At 70.6% G+C, this 22608-nt stretch carries 23 protein-coding genes; 9 read left to right on the forward strand and 14 right to left on the reverse strand.

Features of this window, described 5'->3' with window-relative positions; all coding sequences use genetic code 11:
* Nucleotides 1-45 precede the first annotated feature (45 nt).
* The 3 genes from ACSHT8_RS25160 (at nt 46) to ACSHT8_RS25170 (ending at nt 3951) form a co-directional block, all read left to right on the forward strand.
* On the forward strand, nt 46-2607 hold the full coding sequence (locus tag ACSHT8_RS25160; RefSeq protein ID WP_436493362.1) for an ATP-dependent Clp protease ATP-binding subunit: 2562 nt from the start codon (nt 46-48) through the stop codon (nt 2605-2607).
* 139 nt (nt 2608-2746) lie between these two features.
* Entirely contained in the window at nt 2747-2953 is a 207-nt protein-coding gene (locus ACSHT8_RS25165) for a hypothetical protein (protein ID WP_436493363.1), read from the forward strand.
* The gene (locus ACSHT8_RS25170; RefSeq protein ID WP_436493364.1) at nt 2950-3951 is read left to right on the forward strand and encodes an endonuclease/exonuclease/phosphatase family protein; all 1002 of its coding nucleotides are present in this window, start codon (nt 2950-2952) and stop codon (nt 3949-3951) included. The genes ACSHT8_RS25165 and ACSHT8_RS25170 overlap by 4 nt, the downstream gene beginning before the upstream one ends.
* On the opposite strand, the gene ACSHT8_RS25175 is transcribed toward ACSHT8_RS25170, so the two are convergent.
* Genes ACSHT8_RS25175 through ACSHT8_RS25190 form a run of 4 tightly spaced genes read right to left on the reverse strand, consistent with a single transcriptional unit; the run spans nt 3946 to nt 7185 of the window.
* Nucleotides 3946-4743, reverse strand: coding sequence for an SIR2 family NAD-dependent protein deacylase (locus tag ACSHT8_RS25175; RefSeq protein WP_436493365.1), 798 nt, complete (start codon nt 4741-4743; stop codon nt 3946-3948). The two genes, ACSHT8_RS25170 and ACSHT8_RS25175, sit on opposite strands and share 6 nt — an antisense overlap.
* Complete coding sequence (locus ACSHT8_RS25180) at nt 4740-5054, reverse strand: antibiotic biosynthesis monooxygenase family protein (RefSeq protein ID WP_436493366.1); 315 nt, start codon at nt 5052-5054, stop codon at nt 4740-4742. The genes ACSHT8_RS25175 and ACSHT8_RS25180 overlap by 4 nt, the downstream gene beginning before the upstream one ends.
* A gap of 9 nt (nt 5055-5063) precedes the next feature.
* Nucleotides 5064-5702: a hypothetical protein gene (locus ACSHT8_RS25185; RefSeq protein ID WP_436493367.1), complete on the reverse strand. Its 639-nt coding sequence runs from the start codon at nt 5700-5702 to the stop codon at nt 5064-5066.
* A gap of 40 nt (nt 5703-5742) precedes the next feature.
* Nucleotides 5743-7185, reverse strand: coding sequence for a M1 family metallopeptidase (locus ACSHT8_RS25190; protein WP_436502174.1), 1443 nt, complete (start codon nt 7183-7185; stop codon nt 5743-5745).
* An 86-nt stretch (nt 7186-7271) separates the two neighbouring features.
* On the opposite strand from ACSHT8_RS25190, the gene ACSHT8_RS25195 reads away from it, so the two are divergent.
* Nucleotides 7272-8015 (forward strand): alpha/beta fold hydrolase, encoded by a 744-nt coding sequence (locus ACSHT8_RS25195; protein ID WP_436493368.1) that lies wholly within the window; start codon nt 7272-7274, stop codon nt 8013-8015.
* Nucleotides 8016-8029: 14 nt separating this feature from the next.
* Here the strand turns inward: ACSHT8_RS25195 and ACSHT8_RS25200 are convergent, their stop codons facing one another.
* The 4 genes from ACSHT8_RS25200 to ACSHT8_RS25215 form a co-directional block, all read right to left on the reverse strand.
* Nucleotides 8030-8539, reverse strand: a complete 510-nt coding sequence (locus ACSHT8_RS25200) for a 2'-5' RNA ligase family protein (protein WP_436493369.1) — start codon at nt 8537-8539, stop codon at nt 8030-8032.
* A gap of 10 nt (nt 8540-8549) precedes the next feature.
* Nucleotides 8550-9545 (reverse strand): peptidoglycan recognition protein family protein, encoded by a 996-nt coding sequence (locus ACSHT8_RS25205; protein WP_436493370.1) that lies wholly within the window; start codon nt 9543-9545, stop codon nt 8550-8552.
* Between the two features lie 15 nt (nt 9546-9560).
* Entirely contained in the window at nt 9561-10430 is an 870-nt protein-coding gene (locus ACSHT8_RS25210) for an A/G-specific adenine glycosylase (protein WP_436493371.1), read from the reverse strand.
* 144 nt (nt 10431-10574) lie between these two features.
* Nucleotides 10575-11063, reverse strand: a complete 489-nt coding sequence (locus ACSHT8_RS25215) for a beta-class carbonic anhydrase (protein ID WP_436493372.1) — start codon at nt 11061-11063, stop codon at nt 10575-10577.
* A 177-nt stretch (nt 11064-11240) separates the two neighbouring features.
* Here ACSHT8_RS25215 and ACSHT8_RS25220 point away from each other — a divergent pair, with 177 nt between their 5' ends.
* Nucleotides 11241-11930, forward strand: coding sequence for a hypothetical protein (locus ACSHT8_RS25220; protein WP_436493373.1), 690 nt, complete (start codon nt 11241-11243; stop codon nt 11928-11930).
* On the opposite strand, the gene ACSHT8_RS25225 is transcribed toward ACSHT8_RS25220, so the two are convergent.
* Nucleotides 11927-13027 carry a LacI family DNA-binding transcriptional regulator gene (locus ACSHT8_RS25225; RefSeq protein WP_436493374.1) on the reverse strand — a complete coding sequence of 367 codons (1101 nt, stop codon included), beginning with the start codon at nt 13025-13027 and terminating at the stop codon, nt 11927-11929. The genes ACSHT8_RS25220 and ACSHT8_RS25225 overlap by 4 nt on opposite strands.
* Nucleotides 13028-13198: 171 nt before the next feature.
* Here ACSHT8_RS25225 and ACSHT8_RS25230 point away from each other — a divergent pair, with 171 nt between their 5' ends.
* Genes ACSHT8_RS25230 through ACSHT8_RS25240 form a run of 3 tightly spaced genes read left to right on the forward strand, consistent with a single transcriptional unit; the run spans nt 13199 to nt 15841 of the window.
* Nucleotides 13199-14149: a metal ABC transporter solute-binding protein, Zn/Mn family gene (locus tag ACSHT8_RS25230; RefSeq protein WP_436493375.1), complete on the forward strand. Its 951-nt coding sequence runs from the start codon at nt 13199-13201 to the stop codon at nt 14147-14149.
* Entirely contained in the window at nt 14146-15000 is an 855-nt protein-coding gene (locus ACSHT8_RS25235; protein ID WP_436493376.1) for a metal ABC transporter ATP-binding protein, read from the forward strand. The genes ACSHT8_RS25230 and ACSHT8_RS25235 overlap by 4 nt, the downstream gene beginning before the upstream one ends.
* 1 nt (nt 15001) lies before the next feature.
* A complete protein-coding gene (locus tag ACSHT8_RS25240; protein ID WP_436493377.1) occupies nt 15002-15841 on the forward strand; it encodes a metal ABC transporter permease in 840 nt (279 codons plus the stop codon).
* Here ACSHT8_RS25240 and ACSHT8_RS25245 read toward each other — a convergent pair.
* Both ACSHT8_RS25245 and ACSHT8_RS25250 read right to left on the reverse strand, forming a co-directional pair.
* Entirely contained in the window at nt 15838-17016 is a 1179-nt protein-coding gene (locus ACSHT8_RS25245) for a DUF445 domain-containing protein (RefSeq protein ID WP_436502175.1), read from the reverse strand. The genes ACSHT8_RS25240 and ACSHT8_RS25245 overlap by 4 nt on opposite strands.
* Before the next feature lie 74 nt (nt 17017-17090).
* A complete protein-coding gene (locus ACSHT8_RS25250) occupies nt 17091-18317 on the reverse strand; it encodes a DUF445 domain-containing protein (protein WP_436493378.1) in 1227 nt (408 codons plus the stop codon).
* 98 nt (nt 18318-18415) lie between these two features.
* On the opposite strand from ACSHT8_RS25250, the gene ACSHT8_RS25255 reads away from it, so the two are divergent.
* Nucleotides 18416-19555 (forward strand): aminoglycoside phosphotransferase family protein, encoded by a 1140-nt coding sequence (locus ACSHT8_RS25255; protein ID WP_436493379.1) that lies wholly within the window; start codon nt 18416-18418, stop codon nt 19553-19555.
* Here the strand turns inward: ACSHT8_RS25255 and ACSHT8_RS25260 are convergent.
* The 3 genes from ACSHT8_RS25260 to rlmB form a co-directional block, all read right to left on the reverse strand.
* Nucleotides 19533-20111, reverse strand: coding sequence for a hypothetical protein (locus ACSHT8_RS25260; protein WP_436493380.1), 579 nt, complete (start codon nt 20109-20111; stop codon nt 19533-19535). The genes ACSHT8_RS25255 and ACSHT8_RS25260 overlap by 23 nt on opposite strands.
* 37 nt (nt 20112-20148) lie before the next feature.
* On the reverse strand, nt 20149-21579 hold the full coding sequence (locus tag ACSHT8_RS25265; RefSeq protein WP_436493381.1) for an MBOAT family O-acyltransferase: 1431 nt from the start codon (nt 21577-21579) through the stop codon (nt 20149-20151).
* 81 nt (nt 21580-21660) lie between these two features.
* Nucleotides 21661-22608, reverse strand: a complete 948-nt coding sequence (gene rlmB / locus ACSHT8_RS25270; protein ID WP_436493382.1) for a 23S rRNA (guanosine(2251)-2'-O)-methyltransferase RlmB — start codon at nt 22606-22608, stop codon at nt 21661-21663.

The following is a 22608-nucleotide window of genomic DNA, read 5'->3' on the forward strand; positions in this document are numbered from 1 at the left end:
AAGGAAGTGGAGAAGGGCCGCCGGCGCAGCAGTCAGGGAGTGCGAATGTTCGAGAGGTTCACCGACCGCGCGAGGCGGGTGGTCGTCCTGGCCCAAGAAGAGGCCCGGATGCTCAACCACAACTACATCGGCACCGAGCACATCCTCCTGGGCTTGATCCACGAGGGTGAAGGTGTCGCCGCGAAGGCGCTGGAGTCGTTGGGGATCGCACTGGAAGGCGTGCGGCAGCAGGTCGAGGAGATCATCGGCCAGGGCCAGCACGCGCCAAGTGGGCACATCCCCTTCACCCCGCGGGCGAAGAAGGTCCTGGAGCTGTCGCTGCGTGAGGCGCTGCAGCTGGGCCACAACTACATCGGCACCGAACACATCCTGCTCGGGCTCATCCGCGAGGGCGAGGGCGTCGCCGCCCAGGTCCTGGTGAAGCTGGGCGCCGACCTCAACCGGGTGCGCCAGCAGGTGCTGCAGCTGCTCTCGGGCTACCAGGGCGGCGAGAAGGCCGCCGAGTCCGGCGGCCGCGGCGAGGGCACCCCGTCGTCGTCGCTCGTGCTCGACCAGTTCGGCCGCAACCTGACCGCGTCGGCCCGCGAGGGCAAGCTCGACCCGGTCATCGGCCGCACCAAGGAGATCGAGCGGGTCATGCAGGTGCTGTCCCGCCGCACCAAGAACAACCCGGTCCTCATCGGCGAGCCCGGCGTCGGCAAGACCGCCGTCGTCGAGGGGCTGGCGCAGATGGTGGTCAAGGGCGAGGTGCCCGAGACCCTCAAGGACAAGCAGCTCTACACCCTCGACCTCGGCTCGCTCGTGGCCGGTTCCCGCTACCGCGGTGACTTCGAGGAGCGCCTGAAGAAGGTCCTCAAGGAGATCAAGACCCGCGGCGACATCATCCTGTTCATCGACGAGATCCACACCCTCGTCGGCGCGGGTGCCGCCGAGGGCGCGATCGACGCGGCCTCCATCCTCAAGCCGATGCTGGCGCGAGGCGAGCTGCAGACCATTGGCGCCACGACGCTCGACGAGTACCGCAAGTACGTCGAGAAGGACCCGGCGCTGGAGCGCCGCTTCCAGCCGATCCAGGTCGGCGAGCCGTCGCTCGAGCACACCATCGAGATCCTCAAGGGCCTGCGCGACCGCTACGAGGCCCACCACCGCGTCACGATCACCGACGCGGCGCTGGTGGCCGCCGCCACGCTGGCCGACCGGTACATCAACGACCGGTTCCTGCCGGACAAGGCGATCGACCTCATCGACGAGGCGGGCGCGCGCATGCGCATCCGCCGGATGACCGCGCCGCCGGACCTGCGCGAGTTCGACGAGAAGATCGCCGACGTGCGCCGGGACAAGGAGTCCGCGATCGACGCGCAGGACTTCGAGCGGGCCGCGAAGCTGCGCGACAACGAGAAGCAGCTGCTCAGCCAGAAGGCCGAGCGGGAGAAGCAGTGGAAGGACGGCGACCTCGACGTCGTCGCCGAGGTCGACGACGAGCAGATCGCCGAGGTGCTGGCCAACTGGACCGGCATCCCGGTGTTCAAGCTGACCGAGGAGGAGACCTCCCGCCTGCTGCGCATGGAGGACGAGCTGCACAAGCGGATCATCGGCCAGGAGGACGCCGTCAAGGCCGTCTCCCAGGCGATCCGCCGCACCCGGGCGGGTCTGAAGGACCCGAAGCGCCCGTCGGGCTCGTTCATCTTCGCCGGCCCCTCGGGTGTCGGTAAGACGGAGCTGTCGAAGGCGCTGGCGAACTTCCTGTTCGGCGAGGACGACGCCCTGATCCAGATCGACATGGGCGAGTTCCACGACCGCTACACCGCCTCGCGGCTCTTCGGTGCCCCTCCCGGCTACGTGGGCTACGAGGAGGGCGGCCAGCTGACCGAGAAGGTGCGGCGCAAGCCGTTCTCGGTGGTGCTGTTCGACGAGATCGAGAAGGCGCACCAGGAGGTCTACAACACCCTCCTGCAGGTGCTGGAGGACGGTCGCCTGACCGACGGCCAGGGCCGCACGGTCGACTTCAAGAACACGGTGATCATCTTCACCTCGAACCTGGGCACCCAGGACATCTCGAAGGCCGTCAGCCTGGGCTTCACCAGCGGCAACGACCAGGGCTCGAACTACGAGCGGATGAAGAACAAGGTCAACGACGAGCTGAAGAAGCACTTCCGCCCCGAGTTCCTCAACCGCATCGACGACATCATCGTCTTCCACCAGCTCACCCGTGAGCAGATCATCACGATGGTGGACCTGATGATCGGCCGCGTCGAGAAGCAGCTGAAGAACAAGGACATGGCGATCGAGCTGACCGACAAGGCCAAGGCCCTGTTGGCCAAGCGCGGCTTCGACCCGGTGCTGGGCGCCCGCCCGCTGCGCCGGACGATCCAGCGCGAGATCGAGGACCAGCTGTCGGAGAAGATCCTGTTCGGGGAGATCCAGCCCGGCCAGATCATCCTCACCGACGTCGAGGGCTGGGACGGCACCGAGGAGTCGAGCGCCGACAAGGCGACCTTCGTCTTCCGCGGCGAGACCAAGCCCAGCCGGGTGCCGGACGTGCCGCCGGTCGAGCTGTCGGCCCCGGCCGCCAGTGAGCCCAGCGAGCCGGAAGCCTCCGGCGAGTAAGGAACGACCACTTCGAGGGCGGTCTCCCCGGTTCGGGGAGGCCGCCCTCGGCGTATGTCAGCCGGACGGCGCAAGGACACTGCCGGACACGGTGAACGCGCCGCGCCGCGCCCGCGTGCCGGTCAGGCATCCTGGACACATGGGCTTGCAGGACGACCCGTTCGACTGGCGGGAAACAAAAGACGGCCAGCTGCTGATCACCCGCGGCGGCCGGACCGTGACTGTCGTGCGTGGACAGGCGGCGGCCGCGCTGCTGGGCAAGCTCTCCCGAACCGACGACGACGGCGCGCAGCAGCTGCTGGCGCGCGCGACCGGAAACTACAAGCGGGGGAACGAGCGCGCGTGACGCTGCGATTCGACGAGGTCATGCAGGAGCCGGAGCCGCCCAAGCCGCGGCGCCGGTGGGTGACCGCGTTCGTCGGTCTCCTCGTGCTGTTCCTGCTCGCCGCGGCCGTGCTGCGGCTCGGCGGGATCGACCGCAACCGGTACACGACCGCGGCGCTCGCGCTGACGCCGTACCTGGCGGGGTTCGGGCTGGTGGTGACGTTCCTGGCGCTCGCGCTCCGGCGACGGCTGCTGGCGTTCACGGCGCTGCTGCTGGCGGTCGCGCTCGGGTTCATGCTGGTCCCGCGCTACCTGGCCGACGGGGAGTCGCTGCCGACCGGGCAGCGGATCCGGGTCATGTCGGCGAACCTGCTGTTCGGCGGCGCCGACACCGCGACCCTGCTGCGGCTGATCCGCGACGCCCGCGTCGACGTGCTGACACTGCAGGAGTTGACCCCGCAGGCGCTGGCGAAGCTCGACGACGGCGGGCTGGCCGGGCTGCTGCCGCACCGGGTGGGCCAGGCGCTGCCGGGGGCGTCGGGGAGCATGATCTTCGCGAAGGTCCCGCTGCGGCAGATCGTGCTGGTGGAGGGGACACTGTTCGCCCAGCCCGCCGCGGTGGTCGACCTGTCGGGGCAGACCGATGTGGAGATCGTGTCGGTGCACGTGTGCCCGCCGGTGGAGAACGCCGACGACCGGGCGCGGTGGATCTCGGACCTGCGGGGGCTGCCGTCGCCGGATTCCAAGGGCAGGCCCCGGATCCTGGCGGGCGACTTCAACGCGACGCTGGACCACCAGGCGTTCATGGAGGTCCTGGACCGCGGGTACTCCGACAGCGCGGAGCTGACGGGGGAGGGGATGCGGCCGACGTGGTCGCAGTTCCCGTATGGACCGCCGGTGACGATCGACCACGTGCTGATCGACCGTCGGCTTGGGGCGGCTGAGGTGAAGGTCTACGACCTGCCCGGCAGCGACCACAACGCCGTGCTGGCCGAGATCGCGATTCCTCGCTCGCTATAGGCGAGCGTCGATCTCGGACAGCGCCTCCACCGCGCCCATCGGCAGTGCGATGCCGCGGCCGTGGCGGATCTCGGGTTCGCGCGGGTTGACGCGGATCAACGCGCCCGTGGCGGCGCTGGCCAGTTCGGCGTGGCGGCGGACGGTGGGGATCGCGTTGCCCGCGCCGATCTCGATGACCACGAGCCGCTTGCCGAGCTGGGCGCGCCGCCAGGTGGCGAGGGCGTCCAGCTCGCGCTGGCTGCGGTCGGGCACCCAGGTGTAGTCGCCGAACATCAGGATGTTGGGCCGGGCCAACGCGCCGCAGTTGGGGCACTCGGGCAGGTCCCCGGTGGCGCGCATGGTCTCCGGGTCGATCTCGATGTCCACATCGGCGTCCCAGATGGCCGAGCGGCACGGGAGCAGGCACTGCAGGTGGTGGATGGAGCCGTGCACCTCGGCGACGTCGGTGAACCCGGCCTTCTGGAACTGGCCGTCCACATTGGACGTGAAGGCCCGCGCGCCCCACTTCCGCAGGATGTCGAATCCCGCGTGCGGCACGGTCGTGCGGTACAGGTGCAGCCGGTGACCGTAGAAGCCCCAGGCCAGCTCCGGGTCGCTGCCGAAGTGCACCGGGTCGGCGAGTTCGACGAAGCTCAGCCCGAGCCGCTCGTAGGGCGGGTACGCCCGCCAGAAGCCCTCGTCGCCGCGGAAGTCGGGCAGACCGGAGTCCACACCCATCCCAGCCCCGGCGCACACCAGCACGGAATCGGCCCCGGCGACCAGCTCAGCCGCCGCGTCCAACGCGGCGCTCACTCGGAAACGCGCGGACCCGCGCTCTGCACCACCTCGAACTCCAGCAGGCTCGACCCGGTCGCCACCGGCTTGGCGCGCTGACCGGCGTGGGCCTCGCGCGCGGAGCCGTTGGCCCACGCCTGGAAGTGCTCCTCGGTCTCCCAGCGGGTGTAGACGAAGTAGCGCGTCTCCCCGGCGGTGGGGCGCAGCAGCTCGAACCCGAGAAACCCGGGCTCGCCCTCGACGGCCCCCAGGCGCGCGGCGAAGCGCTTCTCCAATTCCTCGCCCGCGCCTTCCGGCACCTCAATCGCGTTGATCTTCACCACGGCCATGCGTCCAGCTTAGCCGGCCGCGGGCTTGGTCGTCTCCGCCGTGGAACCGGCGCTGCGCTCGTCGATGTCGGGGACCCAGAAGCACAGCTCCAGCGTCTTCAGGTGGGCCCACCGCCGCAGCCGCCTGCCCTGGATGATCAGCAGGACGGGCCACGAGACGAGCAGCACCGCGCAGCCGACGGCGAGCCACCGGTTGGGGGCGATGAAGATCTCCACGACCGCGGCCGCGAAGCCCCACACCAGCGGCGGCGCGCTGTTGCGCAGCATCAGGCCCGCCGCGCGCAGCCGCGACACCTCCAGCGCGACCTCCCGGTCCTGCAGTTCCAACGCCGCCTGGAGCAGGTGCGGGTCCGTGTCGACGAACGCCCGGCCCTTGGCGGCGGGCACCCGGTGGAGGAACTCCGCCACCTCCGACTGCCGGTGCCTGCGCGGGATGACGCGGTCGAGCTTCGCGCCGATCGGATAGGCGAGGTAGCCGAGCAGGTAGCTGAGCAGGATGACCCCGACCACGAGCAGCCACGCCGGGACCGTGTTCGGGGCGAAACCCAGCAGGTGCAGCCGCGCGGCCAGGTAGCCGAAGAACGTGAGGTACAGCGATCCGGGGATCGCGTAGGTCAGCAGGTCGAAGATGCCGATGGCGAACGTCACGAAGATGATCTAAGTGCGTGGGCCCGCCGAAGACCAGCGCCTACTCGCGCAGCGTCCCCGGGTAGAGGAACTCGTCGGCGGGCAGGCGAGCGTCGCGGAACCAGGCGTCGAAGAAGCCGCGCAGGTCCTGCCCGGAGACCTTGGCGGCCAAGTCCTCGAACTCCGGCCAGCTCGCGTTGCCGTCCTTGTGCTCGGCGATCCAGTCCTTGAGCAGCTTGCCGAAGGCGTCCTCGCCGATCTGGCGGCGCAGGGCGTGCACGGCGAGCTGGCCCTTGTCGTAGACGGCGGTGAACTCGTTGCCCGCGCCCATGTCGTAGAGCTTGCGGTTCCAGAAGCGGGACCGCTCCTTGTTGCGGGCGACCTCGGTGCGGAACCGCTCGTCGAGGTTCACCCCGTCCTTGGCCTCGGCCCACAGCCACTGCGAGTAGGAGGCGAAGCACTCGTTGAGGCAGATGTCGGCCCACGTCTTGACCGACACCGTGTCGCCGAACCACTGGTGGGCCTGCTCGTGCACGACGACTTCCAGCTCGGCCCACTTGGCGTAGATGGGCCTGCCCTGTGTCTCCAGGGAGAAGCCGATGTTCTCGTTGAGGTAGATCCCGCCCGCGGCGCTCTGCGGGTAGGGGCCGAACTTCGAGCTGAGGAAGTCGAGCACCTCGGGCATCCGCGCCTGGACCTTCTTCTTGTCCTCGGTGCCCGGCGCGTAGGCGTTGACCACGGGGGTGCCGTCGGCCAGCGTGGCCCGCTCGAACGTCCACTTGTCGATCCCGATGGTGGTCAGGTACGTCGCGATCCGGGTCGGCTCGACCCAGGTGTAGGTGGTCCAGCCGCCCTCGGACACCGGGGGCTCCTCGCGGCCGTTGGAGATCACGCTCCACGGGTCGGGCACCCGCGCCGACAGGCGGAACGTGGCCTTGTCGCTGGGGTGGTCGTTCACCGGGAACCAGTGGCTGGCCACGTGCGGCTCACCCGCGGCGAACGCGCCGCCGGACTTGGCGGGCTGCCAGCCGCCCGCGCCGAGGCCCTGGTCCTCGCTGGGCTCCGGCACGCCCGCGTAGCGGACGCGGGTGGCGAACTTGGCGCCGTCGGCGATCGGTGCCTCCGGGGTGATGACGAGCTCGTGCTTGCCCTCCCGCTCGGCCCGCGCGGGCTTGCCGTCGACCTCGACCGACGTCACGTCGAAGCCGATCAGGTCGAGGTTGAACGTGGTCAGCGCCTCGGTCGCGGTCGCGGTGACCGTGGTGTCCCCGGTGAGCTGCTTGGTGGGCGGGTCGTAGCTGACAGACACCGCGTAGCCCTCGACGTCGTAGCCGCCGTTGCCGTCCTTCGGGTAGTACGGGTCGCCGATGCCGTCGGCCGACGCGGGGGCCGGGCTGACCGTCGTGCGGGCGGTCGGCGGGGCCGTGTCCGGGGCGGGCGTGCCGCACGCGGTGAACGCGACCGCGGTCAGCAGGACGCAGGACACGCGCACGACGGCGTACATGTAGGACAACTCCAACTCGTCGGGGAAGCTCCATCATGACGGGCGGGCTGTGTTGTCGGGGTTGCTTTCGGGCACACTCGCCTCCCATGTGGGTCGAGTTCGGCGGCGAGGGGCCGCCCATCCTGCTGCTGCACGGTCTGATGGGCCGGGCGAGCACGTGGTGGCCGGTGGCGGACTGGCTGACCCCGTACGGCCGGGTCGTCGGCATCGACGCCCGCTCCCACGGCCGCAACCCGCACCGCGGCGGCCAGTGGCGCACCCCCGACTTCGTCGGCGACATCGCCGAGGTCCTCGCCGAACTCGGCCCGTCCGTGCTCATCGGACACTCGATGGGCGGCCTGCACGCCGTGGTCACCGCCGCCGAACACCCGGACCTGGTGCGCGCGGTCGTGGCCGAGGACATGGCCGTCGACCTGCGCGGCCGCACCGCCGACGGCTGGCGCGCGCTGTTCGACGCGTGGCCGACGCCGTTCCCGTCGCTGCGGCACGTCCGCGACTTCTTCGGCGTGCTCGGGCCGTACTTCAGCGAGTGCGTGCGCGAGGGCGAGCGGGGGTACGAGTTGCTGTCCGAGATAGACGATCTGTTCGAGATCGCGAGCGAATGGGGCACGCAGGACTATTGGGACAGTGTGGACAAGGTTCGGTGCCCGCTGCTGTCCATCGAGGCAGGCCACACGATCATGCCGCCGGGGCAGCAAGCCGAGATCGCCCGGCGCGCGGGCGGCAGGCACATCGTGGTCGAGGGGGCGGGACACGTGGTGCACGTGGACGCCCCGCAGGTGTACCGCGGCGCCGTGGAGGCATTCTTGTCTGACGTCCTACATCGCTGAAATTGTCAGACGTCCTACGGAGTGAGTGGGTCGATCTCGGCGGTGACGGTGTCGATGACCGCCACCTGCCTCGCCCGCGCGCGGATCGCCGGGGCTGGGAACACCGTGCCGAACCCGCTCACGATCTCGGCCTCCGACACCCCCTGGACCAGCGTGCAGTGCGGCATCCACGACCCGGGCAGGTAGTACGCGTTCGGATTGCGCACCTTCCCCGCCAGCACGTCGTGCACCGCCGAGTGCACCGCCAGCAGCTCGGCGTCGGTCACCGCGGCGAGCATCAGCACGTTCTCGCTGGTCGAGAAGGTCGACAGCGTGGCAAGCCAGATGTTGGGGATCGACAGCAGCCGGAGGTCGGCTTTGAGCGCCGCGCGGGTCTTCTGCGGGATCTCGCCTGCCAGCGCGAGCGTCAGGTGCGGCGGGAACTTGCGCGCCGACGGCAGGCCCGCCGCGTCCAGCCGGTCCCACAGGGCCCGGATCTCGGCGTCGGCCTGCTCGTCGAACAACACCACCACACCCTGCGCCATGGCGCAGAGGCTATCCGTCCAGCAGGACCCGCCAGTCGCGCGACTCGACCGGGCCGTGGCCGGAGCCGAGGGCCTGCGCCGCGCACGCCGCGTGGCTGCCGTCGGCCGGGTCGACCCGCCGGACCAGCGACGGCCAAGCGGTCGAGCCGATCAGGCCGCTCTCGTCCTCCGTGGCGGTCCCGTAGCAGGTCTCGGTGATCAGACCCGCCCGCCCGGCGTAGCGGCTCATGGCGGCGAACGTGGACGCCCCGAACACGCCGTCGGTGGGCAGGTCCTCGCCCCGGTCGCGCAGCAGGTGCTGGGCGGCCAGGACGCGGGCGCCGGTGTCGCCGGGGCGCAGCAGCGGCCAGGTCTCCGGCTCGACCACGGGCTGGGCCAGCCGCTCGCCCACCTTCGCGCGCAGCTCCGGCAGGCGGCGGTACAGCAGGTCGCCGGGGCACTGGGTGCTGGAGAAGTCCCGGTGGCCGCGGATGCGCTCGGGCTTGATGCCGTACTCGCGGGCGATGAACGTCACCAGCTCGACCAGCGCCGCCCACTGCTGCTCCGGCATCTCCGCGGCCGTGTAGAGGCCCTCGTTCTCGATGCCGATGACCTCGCTGTTGCGGTTGGCCACGTTGGCGCCCTGCACGTGCCTGCTGCCGCCGCGCACCGCGGCCAGGCTGCCGTGCCTGCCCTCGGTGACGTGGCCGCCGCGGCTGTTGGTGAACTGCTGGCCAGAGTCGATCCAGCCCCGGCGGTCCATGTGGTAGTTCTGGATCGCCCTGGACAGCTTGAACGCGTGCGGCCGGGAGAAGTCGGTCGTGTTCGGGGTCGCGGTGTGGTGCACGACGATGAACGTCGGCGGGTGCTCCAGCAGGGCCACCGGCTCGGCGGGCGGGCGGGCGCCCCAGCTGTCGGTGTCCCAGACGGTGAAGTCGTCGGCGGCCGCGGTGCCGGTCGGCAGGGCCGTGGCGGCGACACCCAGTGCGGCGGCGGAGCGGAACAGATCGCGGCGAGTGAGGGCCAAAGCGGCCTCCCGGGGTCAGTGTTCGCCGGGCAGTGCGAACAGTCCGTCGGTCGTCTGCTCGACCAGGCCGTCCACCAAGAGCGAGTCCAGACACCGGTCGCGCTGTCCAGGGTCAGGCCAAACCTGGTCGAGGCGCGACTTGGCGGCGGGCTCGGCCGACCCGCGCAACACGTCCAGAAGCAGCCCGCGGACCTGCCGGTCGGTGCCCGCGAACCGTTGTGGCGCTTTGGAAGGACCGGTGTAGGCGGGTCGTCCGGCACGCTGCCAGGCGCAGGTGGACAGCACTGGACAGTCCACACAGCGGGGTGAACGCGCCGTGCACACCAGAGCGCCCAATTCCATGAGCGCCGCTGACGCCCGCGCGGCCTCGGCGTCGGCGGCGGGGAGCAGCGCTTCGACTTCGGCGAGGTCGCGGGTGGTCGACGGCGGACCGGCCTCGCCCTCGCCGTTGACGGCCCGCGCGACGACCCGGCGGACGTTGGTGTCGACCACCGGCGCCCGCCTGCCGTAGGCGAACGCGGCCACCGCGCGGGCGGTGTAGGCGCCGATGCCGGGCAGGCCGAGCAGGGTGTCGACGTCGGCGGGGACCACGTCGCCGTGCTCGGCGGCGATCACCCCCGCCGCCTCGTGCAGCCGCAGCGCGCGGCGGGGGTAGCCGAGCTTGCCCCACGCCCGCACGACCTCACCCGGCGTCTCGGCGGCCAGGGCCGAGGGCACAGGCCAGCGCGCCATCCAGGCGTGCCAGATCGGCTCCACCCTGGCGACCGGGGTCTGCTGCAGCATGATCTCGCTGACCAGCACACCCCAGCCGGTGGTCCCCGGGTGGCGCCAGGGCAGGTCGCGGGCGTTGGCGTCGAACCAGTCGACTACGGCGTTGAGCTCCATCGCCTCATCAAGTTAGTCATGCCGGAAGCCGCCACGGCACCCACCCGCGCCTAAGGGGACCGTGACGCCACCGGACCACGGTGACCGCATTCAGGCACCGTTGTCCGGTTCGCGACTACCGGAGAAGAAATCCCGGGGAGGCGGCTAGTCGACCTCGGTCAGTAGGGCGGTGTTCACGTCGTAGACGAAGCCGCGGACCTCGTTGTGCAGCAGGAACGGGCTGCGCCGGACGCGCTCCATCGACTGGCGGACGCTGTCCTTGACCTCGCGGAACGCCTCGACCGCCCACGGTGGACGCAGGCCGGTGTCGTGTTCGAGTTCGTCCTTGAACTCGTCCTCGGTGATCGTCATCAGGCCACACAGCGTGTGCTGCATCACGATCACCTCCTTGGTCTTCAGCCTGCGCTGGCTGATCGCCAGGGACCGGATCACGTCGTCGGTCACCACGCCGCCCGCGTTGCGCAGGATGTGGACCTCGCCGTGCTTGAGGCCGAAGACGTCGAAGACCTTGATGCGCGCGTCCATGCAGGTCACGACGGCCAGATGCAGGCTGGGCACCGGCGTGAGGATGTTCGGCGCACCGTGGTCGGGGCCGTCCAGATGGCGCTGGAGAAGGTCGTCAGTGGCGGCCATGGGCACCTCCAGGTCAGGGGGACGCTGTGACCAGAGATTGGAACGTCCCTCTCGAGGTTCGGACAAGCCTGAATAGACGAATCTCACTGATTGTGGACGAATTGGGCACGCGACACCCCCCGATCGTGGAGGGGCAAGAGAATCGCTGTGGGTGGTCGTGGCGTTACCGTTTTCGAGGTGAACGACCCATCCGGAGCAGTGTCGCGGGGTGTGTACCTGCGGCGGCGCGCGTACGCCGTCGCGGGGTCGGTTCTCGGAGTGGTCGCGCTTGTCTGGCTGATCGGCGGCCTGGTCGGCAGCGAGGGCGACCCGGAGCTGCAGGGGCTCGTGGCGGCGCTGCAGGCGAGCGCGCCACCGTCGACGGTGTCGAGCCCGCCGCCCGCGTCGTCCAGCACGGCGCCGCCGTCGTCGAGCGGGGAGACGCCGCCGCCCGCCCCGACCACCCCGCCGCCTCCGCCACCGGACCCGAACCTGCCGTGCCCGGACGCGGCGATCGGCGTCACCGCCGAGGTCGGCGCGCCCGCCTACCGGGTGGGACAGCGGCCAGCGTTGAAGCTCGTCGTGACCAACGCCGGTCCGGTGCCGTGCACCCGCGACGTCAGCGACGAGGCGCGCGAGCTGGTGATCACCTCACCCGACGGCTCGGTGCGGGTGTGGTCGAGCAACGACTGCTACTCGCCGAAGGGGCCGGAGCCGCGGATCATGCAGCCTGGTGAGCGGCTGGAGTTCGCGGTCAACTGGGCGGGCCGCACGTCCGCGCCGGGGTGCCCGCGCAAGCGCACCACGGTGCAGGCAGGCGTCTACGCCGTGACACCGCACCTGGGCGCCCTCGTCGGGCCCGCCGTTCCGCTGACCCTGACCCGTTAGGGCCCGAACCAGCGTTCCTCCTGGGTGCGCGGGGCGGCCGAGGTCTGGCCGAGCACCAGTTCGGTGTCCAGGGTGATCTCGCGCGGGCGGGTCGGGTCCGGGGAGGCCAGCAGGAGCTTGCCCGCGGCCTTGCCCTTCTCCAGCACCGGCTGCCGCACGGTGGTGAGACCCACCCGGTCGGCCTCGGCGATGCCGTCGAACCCGGTGATCGTCAGGTCCTGCGGCACCCGCAGGCCGCGGCGCTTGGCCTCGGTCATGGCGCCCAGCGCGAGGATGTCCGACGTGCAGATCAGCGCCGTGACGTCGCGGTCGGCGTCGAGCAGCTGGGCCGCGGCGGAGGCGCCGCTGGCGGTGGTGTGGTCGAACCGCTCGACCACCGGGATGCGCGTCCAGTCGACGCCGACCTTGGTGAAGGCGTCCGACAGGCCCTGCAGGCGGGTGCGCTGGACGTGGAAGTGGGCGTCCTGCTGGCGCTGCGGGGTGGCGAAGCCGTCGTTGCGGTCGCGGGCCAGGCGCATGCAGATGACGCCGACCCGGCGGTGGCCGAGGGTGATCAGCTCCTGCGCCAGCCGCATGATCGCGCCGCGGTCGTCGATCCCGACGCGGTCGACACCGTCCACCGTGGGCTGGTCGGCGACCACGGTCGGCACCGGCCGGGAGAGCACGGCCGCCAGGTGCGGGTCGTCGTCGGGTACGGAGTAGACGACGAAGCCGTCCACACCGGCCCGGTGGACCGCGGCGACGTCCTCGCGCTCCGGGTTGACCGGCACCAGGTGCAGGCCCTGGCCCGCGCCCTCGCAGGCCAATGCCAGTCCTTCGAGGAATCCCAGCGCCGCAGGGTCGCGGAAGGCGTAGGAGAGGTTCTCGGTGAGCAGCAGTCCGACCGCGCCCGCCTTGCGGGTGCGCAGGGACCGCGCGACCGGGTCCGGGCCGGGATAGCCCAGCCGCCGGGCGGTCTCCAACACCCGCCTGCGCAGCTCGGGCGAGAGCTGGTCAGGGCGGTTGTACGCGTTGGACACCGTGGTGCGGGACACCCCGAGCTCCGCCGCCAGCGAAGCCAGCGTCGCAGGTCGTCGCACATGCATAGACCGGGCCATGGAGCTGACCGTAACGGTTCAGAACCAATTGCAGAAGTCCGGCCCGTGCTCTCCCGTGTCCAGCCGGGGTCACCCGGTCGAGTGCACACGGGCGGCTCCGGTGACGTATGCTGCCAATCGACAACGGTTTCCATTGTCGACCACTCGCGCTGATCGTCCACAGGAGTGCCCATGACCATCCGTCCATCACGTTCCGTCGCGGCGGGTCTCGCGGCGCTGACCCTGCTGGGCGCGACCGCGTGCGGCGATGCCGCCACCACCGCCGACGGCGGGGCCGACGCGGGCAAGGTCGCCGTGGTCACCTCGACGATCGTCTGGGGCAGCGTCGTGCGCGCCGTCGGCGGCGACCGGGTCGCGGTGAAGTCCGTGATCAGCGATCCCGCGGGCGACCCGCACGGCTATGAGGCCAAGCCCGCCGACTCGGCCGCCTTCCAGGGCGCCAAGCTCGCGGTGTCCAACGGCGGCGGCTACGACGACTTCTTCGCCGGTCTCGCGGACAACGCGGGCGGCGACCTGCGCAAGATCGTCGCGGTCGACCTGGCCGAGAAGCACGAGGAGCCCTCTGCGGCGCCCGCCGAGGCCGGGCACGACCACGCCAACGAGCACGTCTGGTACGACTTCCACACCGTCGAGGCGGTCGCGGGCAAGATCGCCGACGAGCTGTCGGCCGTCGACGCCGCGCACAAGGACGAGTACGCCGCCAACGCCAAGGCGTTCAGCGCCAAGCTGGAGGAGCTGGAGGCCAAGGCCGAGGCCATCGGCAAGGCCAAGCCGGGCGCCAAGGTCGTGGCCTCCGAGCCGGTCGCGGGCCTGCTGCTCGAACACGCCGGGTTGACCGACGCGACCCCCGAGGAGTTCGCCGAGGCCATCGAGGAGGAGACCGACCCGCCCGCCGCCGCGGTCGCCGAGACCGAGGCGCTCGTCACGGGAAAGCAGGTCGTGGCGCTGATCTACAACGAGCAGACCGAGACCCCGGTCACCAAGTCGATCAAGGACAAGGCCGTCGCGGCGGGCATCCCGGTCGTGGCCGTGACCGAGACGCTGCCACAGGGTGTGACCAGCTACCTTGACTGGATGACCAAGCAGGTCGACTCGCTCTCGGGAGCCTTGGCGGCGGCATGACGATTGACCCCGGTTCGCGCACGGTCGCCGCGTCCACATCGGACGCGGCGGCCGCCGTGGCGCTGCGCGGCGCCCGCCTGTCCTACGGCGACCGCGTGCTGTGGGACGGGCTCGACCTCGACGTGCGGCCCGGGGAGTTCATCGCCGTGCTCGGCCCCAACGGGTCGGGCAAGACGAGCCTGCTGCGGGTGCTGCTCGGACTGCAGCAGCTCAGCGCGGGCACGGTGGAGATCGCCGGTGCCGCGCCCGGCCGGGGCAACAGCCGCATCGGCTACATCCCGCAGCAGCGGGCACTGGAACCCACGCTGGCCCTGCGCGGCCGCGACCTCGTCGGGCTCGGCTACGACGGGCACCGCTGGGGTCTGGGCATCGCAGGCAGGCGCGCTCGGGCGGCCCGGGTCGACCAGGCCATCGCCGAGGTCGGCGGGACCGGGTTCGCCGACCGGTCGGTCGGCCTGCTGTCCGGCGGCGAGCAGCAGCGGCTGCGGGTGGCCCAGGCGCTGGTCAACGACCCGCGGGTGCTGTTGTGCGACGAGCCGCTGCTCTCCCTCGACCTCGCCAACCAGGCTGTCGTGAGTTCGCTGATCGACGCCCGCAGGCGCGCGGCCAACACGGCGGTGCTGTTCGTCACCCACGAGATCAACCCGATCCTGCCGCTGGTCGACCGGGTCCTGTACCTGGTCGACGGCCGCTTCCGGGTCGGCACCCCCGCGGAGGTCATGACCTCGGCCACGCTCACCGCGCTGTACGGGACCAGCGTCGAGGTCGTGCGGGTGCGCGGCCAGATCCACGTCATCGGCGCGCACAGCGACCTGTGCGAGGACACCCCGCACCACCACGGAGAGCACTGACGTGGACAAGGTCTTCGACTTCGGGCTGACCGCGCAGCTGCTGCGCCTGGACTTCGTGCTCGCCGCGCTGCTCGCCGCGGCGGTGCTCGGCCTGCTCGCCGGGGTGCTGGGGCCGCTGATCGTCAGCCGGAACATGGCGTTCTCGGTGCACGGCACCAGTGAGCTGGCGCTGACCGGTGGCGCGGCGGCGCTGCTGCTGGGCTGGGACATCGGCGGCGGCGCGCTCGCCGGGGCGATCGTGGCCGCGGTGGTGCTGGGCCTGCTGTCGCGGCGCAGCTCGGACTACGACTCGGTGATCGGTGTCGTGCTCGCCTTCGGCCTCGGGCTCGGCGTGCTGATGCTGTGGCTGTACCGGGGCCGCGCGTCGAACAAGTTCGGGCTGCTCACCGGGCAGATCGTCGGCCAGGACTTCGCGAGCCTGGCGCTGCTGATCGGGTGCGCGGCGGGCGTGTTCGTGGTGCTGGCGGTGATCTACCGGCCGCTGCTGTTCGCCAGCGTCGACCCTGAGGTCGCGCGGGCCAGGGGGGTGCCGACGACGCTGCTGGCGGTGGTGTTCGCGGTCCTGGTGGGTGTCGCGACCGCGCTGGGCGTGCGGACGGTCGGGTCGCTGCTGGTGCTGGCGCTGATGGTGACGCCCGCCGCGGCGGCCTGCCGGATCACGGCCAACCCGGTGCGGGCGACGCTGCTCGCGGTGCTGTTCGCCGAGGTCTCGGCGGTCGGCGGGATCGTGCTGTCGCTGGCGCCGGGCGCGCCGGTGAGCGCGTTCGTCACCGCGATCTCGTTCCTGATCTACGTCGTGTGCTGGGTGGTCAGCCGCTCCCGGGGCCTGGTCCGCACTTAGTGCAGCAGCAGTAGCGCCTGCAGTTCGCCGACCAGGCCGCCGATGACGGCGCCGACCGCGATCAGCTTCCACTCGTCCTGGCGGAACGCGGGCCGCAGCAGGCCCTCGTACTCGACGCGGCTCAGGCGGTTCATCTTGGCGGCGATGGTGTTGCCGATGTCGAGTGCCTCGGTGGCGTAGGGCTCGGCGCGCAGCGCGGTGTCGCCAAGGTAGGTCATGGCCTTGTCGGCGGCGGCGTGCTTCATCTCCTGGAAGCGCTTGGTGCCGACGGCGACCGCGACGAACGGCTTGGCGATGCTGGCCTGCTCGTCGACCGTCTTCTGCACGATGCGCTGGATCATGGTGAGCAGGCGGTCGGACTTGGGGCCGCGCAGGATGCCGTCGATGATGTTCGGCACGGTCATGACCTCGCGGGCGACGAGTTCGCCGTACTGCCTGGCGACCTCGGCGCGGCGGCGCTGGAAGACGCCCTGGAACGGGAAGATCCCGAGGATCCGGGTGCGTTCGCGGGGGAAGAACACCAGCTTGATCGCGAGCCAGTCGGTCAGCCAGCCGATGGACGCGCCGAAGATCGGCAGGATCAGCGGCTCCTGGGTGAGCGCCCAGACGGCGGTCTGCACGATGCCGAGGACGAAGCCGAAGTAGATGCCGCAGCGGGCGATGAAGGCCATCTCCGGGCGGGAGATGTCGCGGATGAGCCGGACCAGCAGCTCTTTGTCCCGCTGCAGGGCCTCGACGGCGACCTGTTCGACGTCGAGCACCTCGCCGATGTCGGACCGGATCTCGTGCATGATCTTCTTGACCATGACCGGCGCCCCGGCCTGCACCTGCTTGATGATCAGGTCCTGGGCCAGCACCGGCAGCATCTCCCACAGCTGCGGGTGATACCGCTCCATGACGTCGCGCGCGATCTCCTCGATCGTCAGGAGCAGTGGGCCCTGGATGCGGCGGGCCACCTCGTCGGCGTCGAGCCGGTCGGCGATCTCGCGCGGGTCGATGAGCCGGGTGGTGATGAGCTGCGCGGAGACGCGGATCATCCGGGCCGAGCTGCGCGGGACCACGCCCTGCCAGCCGAGATAGGGCGGCCAGATCCCGATGAAGCGCAGGGGCCGGAACATCATCTCGATGGCCACGCGCTTAGTCACGTAGCCGATGGCGGCCGCGATGAACGGCATCGAGACATAGACAGGCCAGTGTTCCGCGAAGTCCACCGGCCGCCTCCCTCAGTGCTACTGGCAGGTAGGTTAGCTCAGTGCAGGACGAGCAGGACCTGCAGCTCACCGACGAGGAACCCGATGATCGCGCCGACGGCGATCAGCTTCCACTCGTCCTGTTTGAACGCGGGCCGCAGCAGGCCCTCGTACTGCAGCGGGGTGAGCGCCTGGATCTGCTTGATGATCGTGTTGCGGATGTCGAGCGCGCCGGTCGCGTAGGACTCGACGTGGCGGACGGTGTCGGGGATCTTCTCGATCGCCTTGCGCGCCGCGGCGTGCTTCATCTCCTGGTAGCGGCGCGGGCCGACGGCGGCCACGACGAACGGCTTGACGACGCTGATCTGGCTGTCGATCGACCGCTGAACCTCGCGCTGGATCATCGCGTACAGCCGGTCGGACTTCGGCCCGGTGAGCACCGCCTCCAGGACATTGTGGACGGTCAGGATCTCCTTGGCGATCAGGTCGCCGTAGTCGCGGGCGACCTCCATCCGCCGCTTCTGGAACATGCCCTGCCAGGTCACGCCGAGGAACTCCCGCGGCTGCCGGGGGAAGAAGATCATCTTGAGGGCGAGCCAGTCGGTCAGCCAGCCGGTGAGGCCGCCGAAGATCGGCATGACCCACGGGTTCTTCGTCAGCGCCCACGTGACGAGCTGGACCAGGCCGATCACGAAGCCGAAGTAGATGCCCGACATCGCGATGAACCGCATCTCGGGCTTGGCCGTGTCGCGGATGAGCCGGTTGAGCATGGCCTTGTCGCGCACCAGGTTGCGCACGGCCATGTCCTTGACGTCGAGCACGTCCTCGATGTTGTCGGCCAGCTCGGCCATGAGCTTCTCGACCATGCGCGGCGCCTCGGCCCGCACCCGGTCGATGACCAGCCGCTGCGCCCGCTCGGGCATCAGCTCCCACAGGTTCGGCTGGTACTGGGCCAGCAGCTCCCGGGTGATCTCGTCGACGGCCAGCTCGATCGGCTCGCGCAGCTCGACGGCGACCTTCTTCGGGTCGAGCCTGGCGAAGATCTCCTTCGGGTCGATCAGGTTGGTCGTCATCAGCTCCATGGCGACGCTGGCCATGCGGTGGGCGTTGCGCGGGATCACGCCCTGCCACCCGACGAACCCGACCCCGACGAACTCCACCGGCTCGTACATCATCTCGATGGCCGCGCGCTTGGTGATGTAGCCGATGATCGCGGCGATGAACGGCATGGACACGTAGACATGCCAGTTCGCGGAGAAATCCGCCGCGATGGCCTGCCAGTCCATGGATGTGCCTCCTCGTTCGGGCTGAGCATCGCACGCGCGGGCCGGTGCCGAACGGGTGACCAGCGAAATTCGGATGCGCGGCGCGGGAGGCTTTACGGGTGAGCCGAACTGTCAGCGCGGTGGTGACGGCGGGGCCGGAGTCCTTCGGGGAGGTCGGCCCGTTCGCCGTCTCGGTTCCGTGGTGGTCGGAGGTCGGCGAGGTCGTCGACTGGGTCTCGGCCGCGATCGGGGTGCCGGTCCACGTCCTGCGGCTGCTCTCGACCGATGGCGACGGGATGCGCGGCGGGCACGTCCGCTATCACGCGGAGGCCCTGCGCCGACCGGACCGGCCAGGGGTGCCTTTCGCCGTCGATGACAACCCGCTGCGGTCCTCGTGGGCCAGGGCCGACGGCCTGCGTGACCTGCTCGACTGGGCGGCGTCCACGCTCGCCGCCTTGGGCAGGCCGCTGACGGGACCCGCGCGTCAGCGGCGCACGTGGAACCTGTCCGCGCTGTTCACCCTGCCGACGGCCTCGGGTCCGGTGTGGCTCAAGGCGACCCCGCCGTTCGCCGCCGACGAGGCCGCGGTGATCGCGGCATTCGCGGCGGCCGATCCCACGGCGGTGCCCACGGTGGTCGCCTCGGCACCGGGGCGGCTGCTGATCGAGGACATCCCCGGGGCGGACTGCTGGGAGACCGACGCGGACACCGTGGCGGGCACGATCACCCGCTTCGTCGCCGCCCAGGCCGCGGCGGTCCCACCACCCGGCCTACCGCATCGCACGCTGCTGATCGATCCCTTGCTGTCGACCCTGCCCGAGCTGACTGTGTCGGAGATCCGGGCCGCCGAGCGTTTGGCGGCGCGGTGGCCGGAGTTGGCCGAGTGCGGCCTGCCGACCACCCTGGTGCACGGCGATTTCCACCCCGGGAACTGGCGCTCAGCCTGCGGTCCCACCCGTGTGTTGGACTTCGCCGACGCCTACGTGGGCGACCCGTTCCTCGACGGCCTCCGCGCCCGTGACTTCCTGCCCGCCCACCGCGAGATCGTCACGACGACGTGGTGCGCGGCCTGGCGGGAACGGGTGCCTGGGTGCGATCCCGAGCGGGCACTGCGAATCGGGGAACCGCTGGCCCACCTGATGTACGCCGTGCGGTACCAGGAGTTCCTGGACGGCATCGAGGAGTCGGAACGGATCTACCACCTGGGCGACCCGGCCGCGTCGGTCCAGCAAGCGATCAGTTCGGCGGAAGGTGGTTGAGCAGGCCCTCGTAGATGAGGTCCCCCGCGGCGTTGAACGCGCGGCCCTGCATCGTCAGCAGGGAGTCGACATCGAATCCCCGGACGGTGAAGGCGAACGCTCCATCCTGCGCCACCGCGGACACCACGGTGCCGTCCGGCACCAGGATCTCGACCCTCGTGACATCCGCGGCGGTGTGCCCGACGGCGGTGAATCCAATGGGGTTGTGGACAGACCAGCTCAGGCCGTGGCCGTAGGTCCCGCCGATCTTGGCATCGTTGAGCTTGACTGGTTGCGGCTCCATCGAGTGACTGCTGTCCCCGTTGAAGTTGTTTGTGCAGAAGAGCAGCCTGCCGTCGGCCGTAGGCGCGGCGAGGGAGTACCCGCCCTGGATGTCGCGGACCATCGTCCCTTGGCGGAGCGACGTGCCGGAGTAAGGGCAGACCGACAGAACCGCGGCCCGAAGATCGGTATCGCCTACCGGACTCGCCACGCCGGTCACGGAGTGACCCGCCATGCCCAACCCGAGCGCGGTCACCGCCGTTAAACCGACAAGTCCAGCCATGATCCGGTACATGCGCCCTCCCCAGGTTGGAGCGATTAAAGCACCCGGGTCAGAACTGGTAGTAGAGAAATGGGCTGAAAGTGCCCGTCGCGACCAAGATCGTTGCCCACAGCAGGCCCGGTCCCATGACCGCGACCCGCAACGCGGTGGCCACGCGGCCGCGCGAGGACTCCAGCAGTGGGCCGGTGACCGGGCTCGCGGGCAGCACGACGATCACCAGTGCCACCAGCAGCACGAGCAGCACCTGGTTGCCCAGAGCCGCGTCGACCTGGTCCGTCAGCCCGTTGAAGTCCGGCAGCAGCATGTGGCCGATCATGACCAGGGCCGATCCCAGGTCGGCGGCGCGGAAGAACACCCAGCCGACGATGACCAGGACCATCGTCAGCGCGCGGCGAGCGTAGCGGCGGAGGGGGTCGGTGGGGGTCTGGTCGAGGCCGTAGCCGCGCTCCACGATCAGCAGGGCGCCGTGGAAGACGCCCCACACCAGGAATGTCCAGTTCGCGCCGTGCCACAGGCCGGTCAGGACGAACACGATGCACAGGTTGCGGTACGTCTTGCCCGCGCCCGCGCGGTTGCCGCCGAGGGGGATGTAGACGTAGTCGCGGAACCAGCGGGACAGCGACATGTGCCAGCGGCGCCAGAACTCGGTGATCGTGACCGACGAGTACGGGCGGGCGAAGTTCTCCGGCAGCCGGAACCCGAGCATCCGGCCGAGGCCGATCGCCATGTCCGAGTAGCCGGAGAAGTCGAAGTACAGCTGCAGCGTGTAGGCGATCGCGCCAAGCCACGCCACGGCGAAGGTCATCTGGTCGGCCGGGGTGGCGAAGCACTGCTCGACCAGAGGGCTCAGCGAGTCGGCGATGATCACCTTCTTGCACAGCCCCAGCGCGAACCGCGGGAACCCGGAGGCGACGTCGTCGAGGCGGTGGGTGCGCACCTGCGGGAGCTGGTCGGCGATCTCCCGGTACCGCACGATCGGACCGGCCACGAGCTGCGGGAACATCGCGATGTAGGTGATGAACGACACCGGCTTGCGCAGCGCCGTCCGCTCGCCGCGGTAGATGTCGACCACGTACGAGATGTGGTGGAAGGTGTAGAACGAGATGCCGATCGGCAGCAGCAGGTGGACCACGGGGAAGTCCCCGCCGAGCAGCCGCGCGAACCCGGCGAGCTGCTCGGTGGCGAACCCCGCGTACTTCCACACCACCAGCACCGCGACGTCGAACCCGACGACGGCCACGAGCAGCCTGCGCCTGCGCCTGCCGGTGTCCCACTCGGTGGGTTCGAGGTAGGGGCCCGCCAGGAAGTTCACGGCCATGCACGCGAGCAGCAGCAGGGTGGTCGGCCCGGCGCCCGCGGCGTAGAACAGCAGGCTCGCCACCGCGATGATCCCGTTGCGCCAGTGCCGCGGCGCCAACAGCACACCCGCCAGCACGACGGGCGTGAAGAACCACAGGAACAACGGGCTGGCGAACGACACTTTCTTGCCCCCTCGACCGGCAATCGCCAAGACCCTAGCCGACGAGGGGACATGCCCTCGTCGGCGTCGGGGGCCGGTGGGTCAGACGCGCCCCGCCGCCCGGCGGCGGCGCGCGACCTCGGCGAGCACGACCCCGGCGGCGACCGAGGCGTTGAGCGACTCGACGCCCGCGGACATGGGGATCGACACGGTGGCGTCGCAGGCTTCGCGGACCAGGCGGGACAGGCCGCGTCCTTCGGAGCCGACCACCACGACCAGCGGCGAGGTCGCCAGGGTCAGGTCGTCGAGTTCCATGGTGCCGTCGGCGTCCAGGCCGACGATCATCAGGCCGCGGCCGGCCATCTCGCGCAGTTCGCGGGTCAGGTTGGTCGCGATGGCCACCGGCAGCTTCGCGGCCGTGCCCGCGCTCGTGCGCCACGCGACGGCGGTGATGCCCGCGCTGCGGCGCTGGGGGAGCAGGACGCCGTTGGCGCCGAAGGCGGCCGCGGAGCGGATGACCGCACCCAGGTTGCGCGGGTCGGTGACGCCGTCGAGGGCCACGATCAGCGGGGGCTCGTCGGTCTCGACGTCGAGCAGGTCGTCCGGGTGCGCGTACTCGAACGGCGGGACCTGCAGGCCGAGCCCCTGGTGCATCGCGCCGCCGGTGAGGCGGTCGAGTTCGGGGCGGGAGACCTCCAGCACCGAGATGCCCCGGTCGGCGGCCATGCGCACCGCGTCGGCGACGCGGTCGTCGGCGTCGATGCCCAGCGCGACGTAGAGGGCCGTGGCCGGGATCTGGGCGCGCAGGCACTCCACGACCGGGTTGCGGCCCGCGACGATCTCGTTGGTGGGGCGGTCCTTCGACTTGCTGTCGCGCCGGGCCGCGGCGTTGGCCGCCCGGTGCGCCTTGTGCTTCGGGCGGTCCTCGGCCTTCGGCGTGGGGCCCTTGCCCTCCAAGCCCTTGCGCCGCTGGCCGCCGGAGCCGACGACGGCACCCTTCTTGGTGCCTGGTTTGCGCATCGCGCCCTGGCGCCTGGAATTGCCTGCCAC

Source organism: Actinokineospora sp. HUAS TT18 (assembly GCF_051364635.1).
Classification (GTDB): Bacteria; Actinomycetota; Actinomycetes; order Mycobacteriales; family Pseudonocardiaceae; genus Actinokineospora.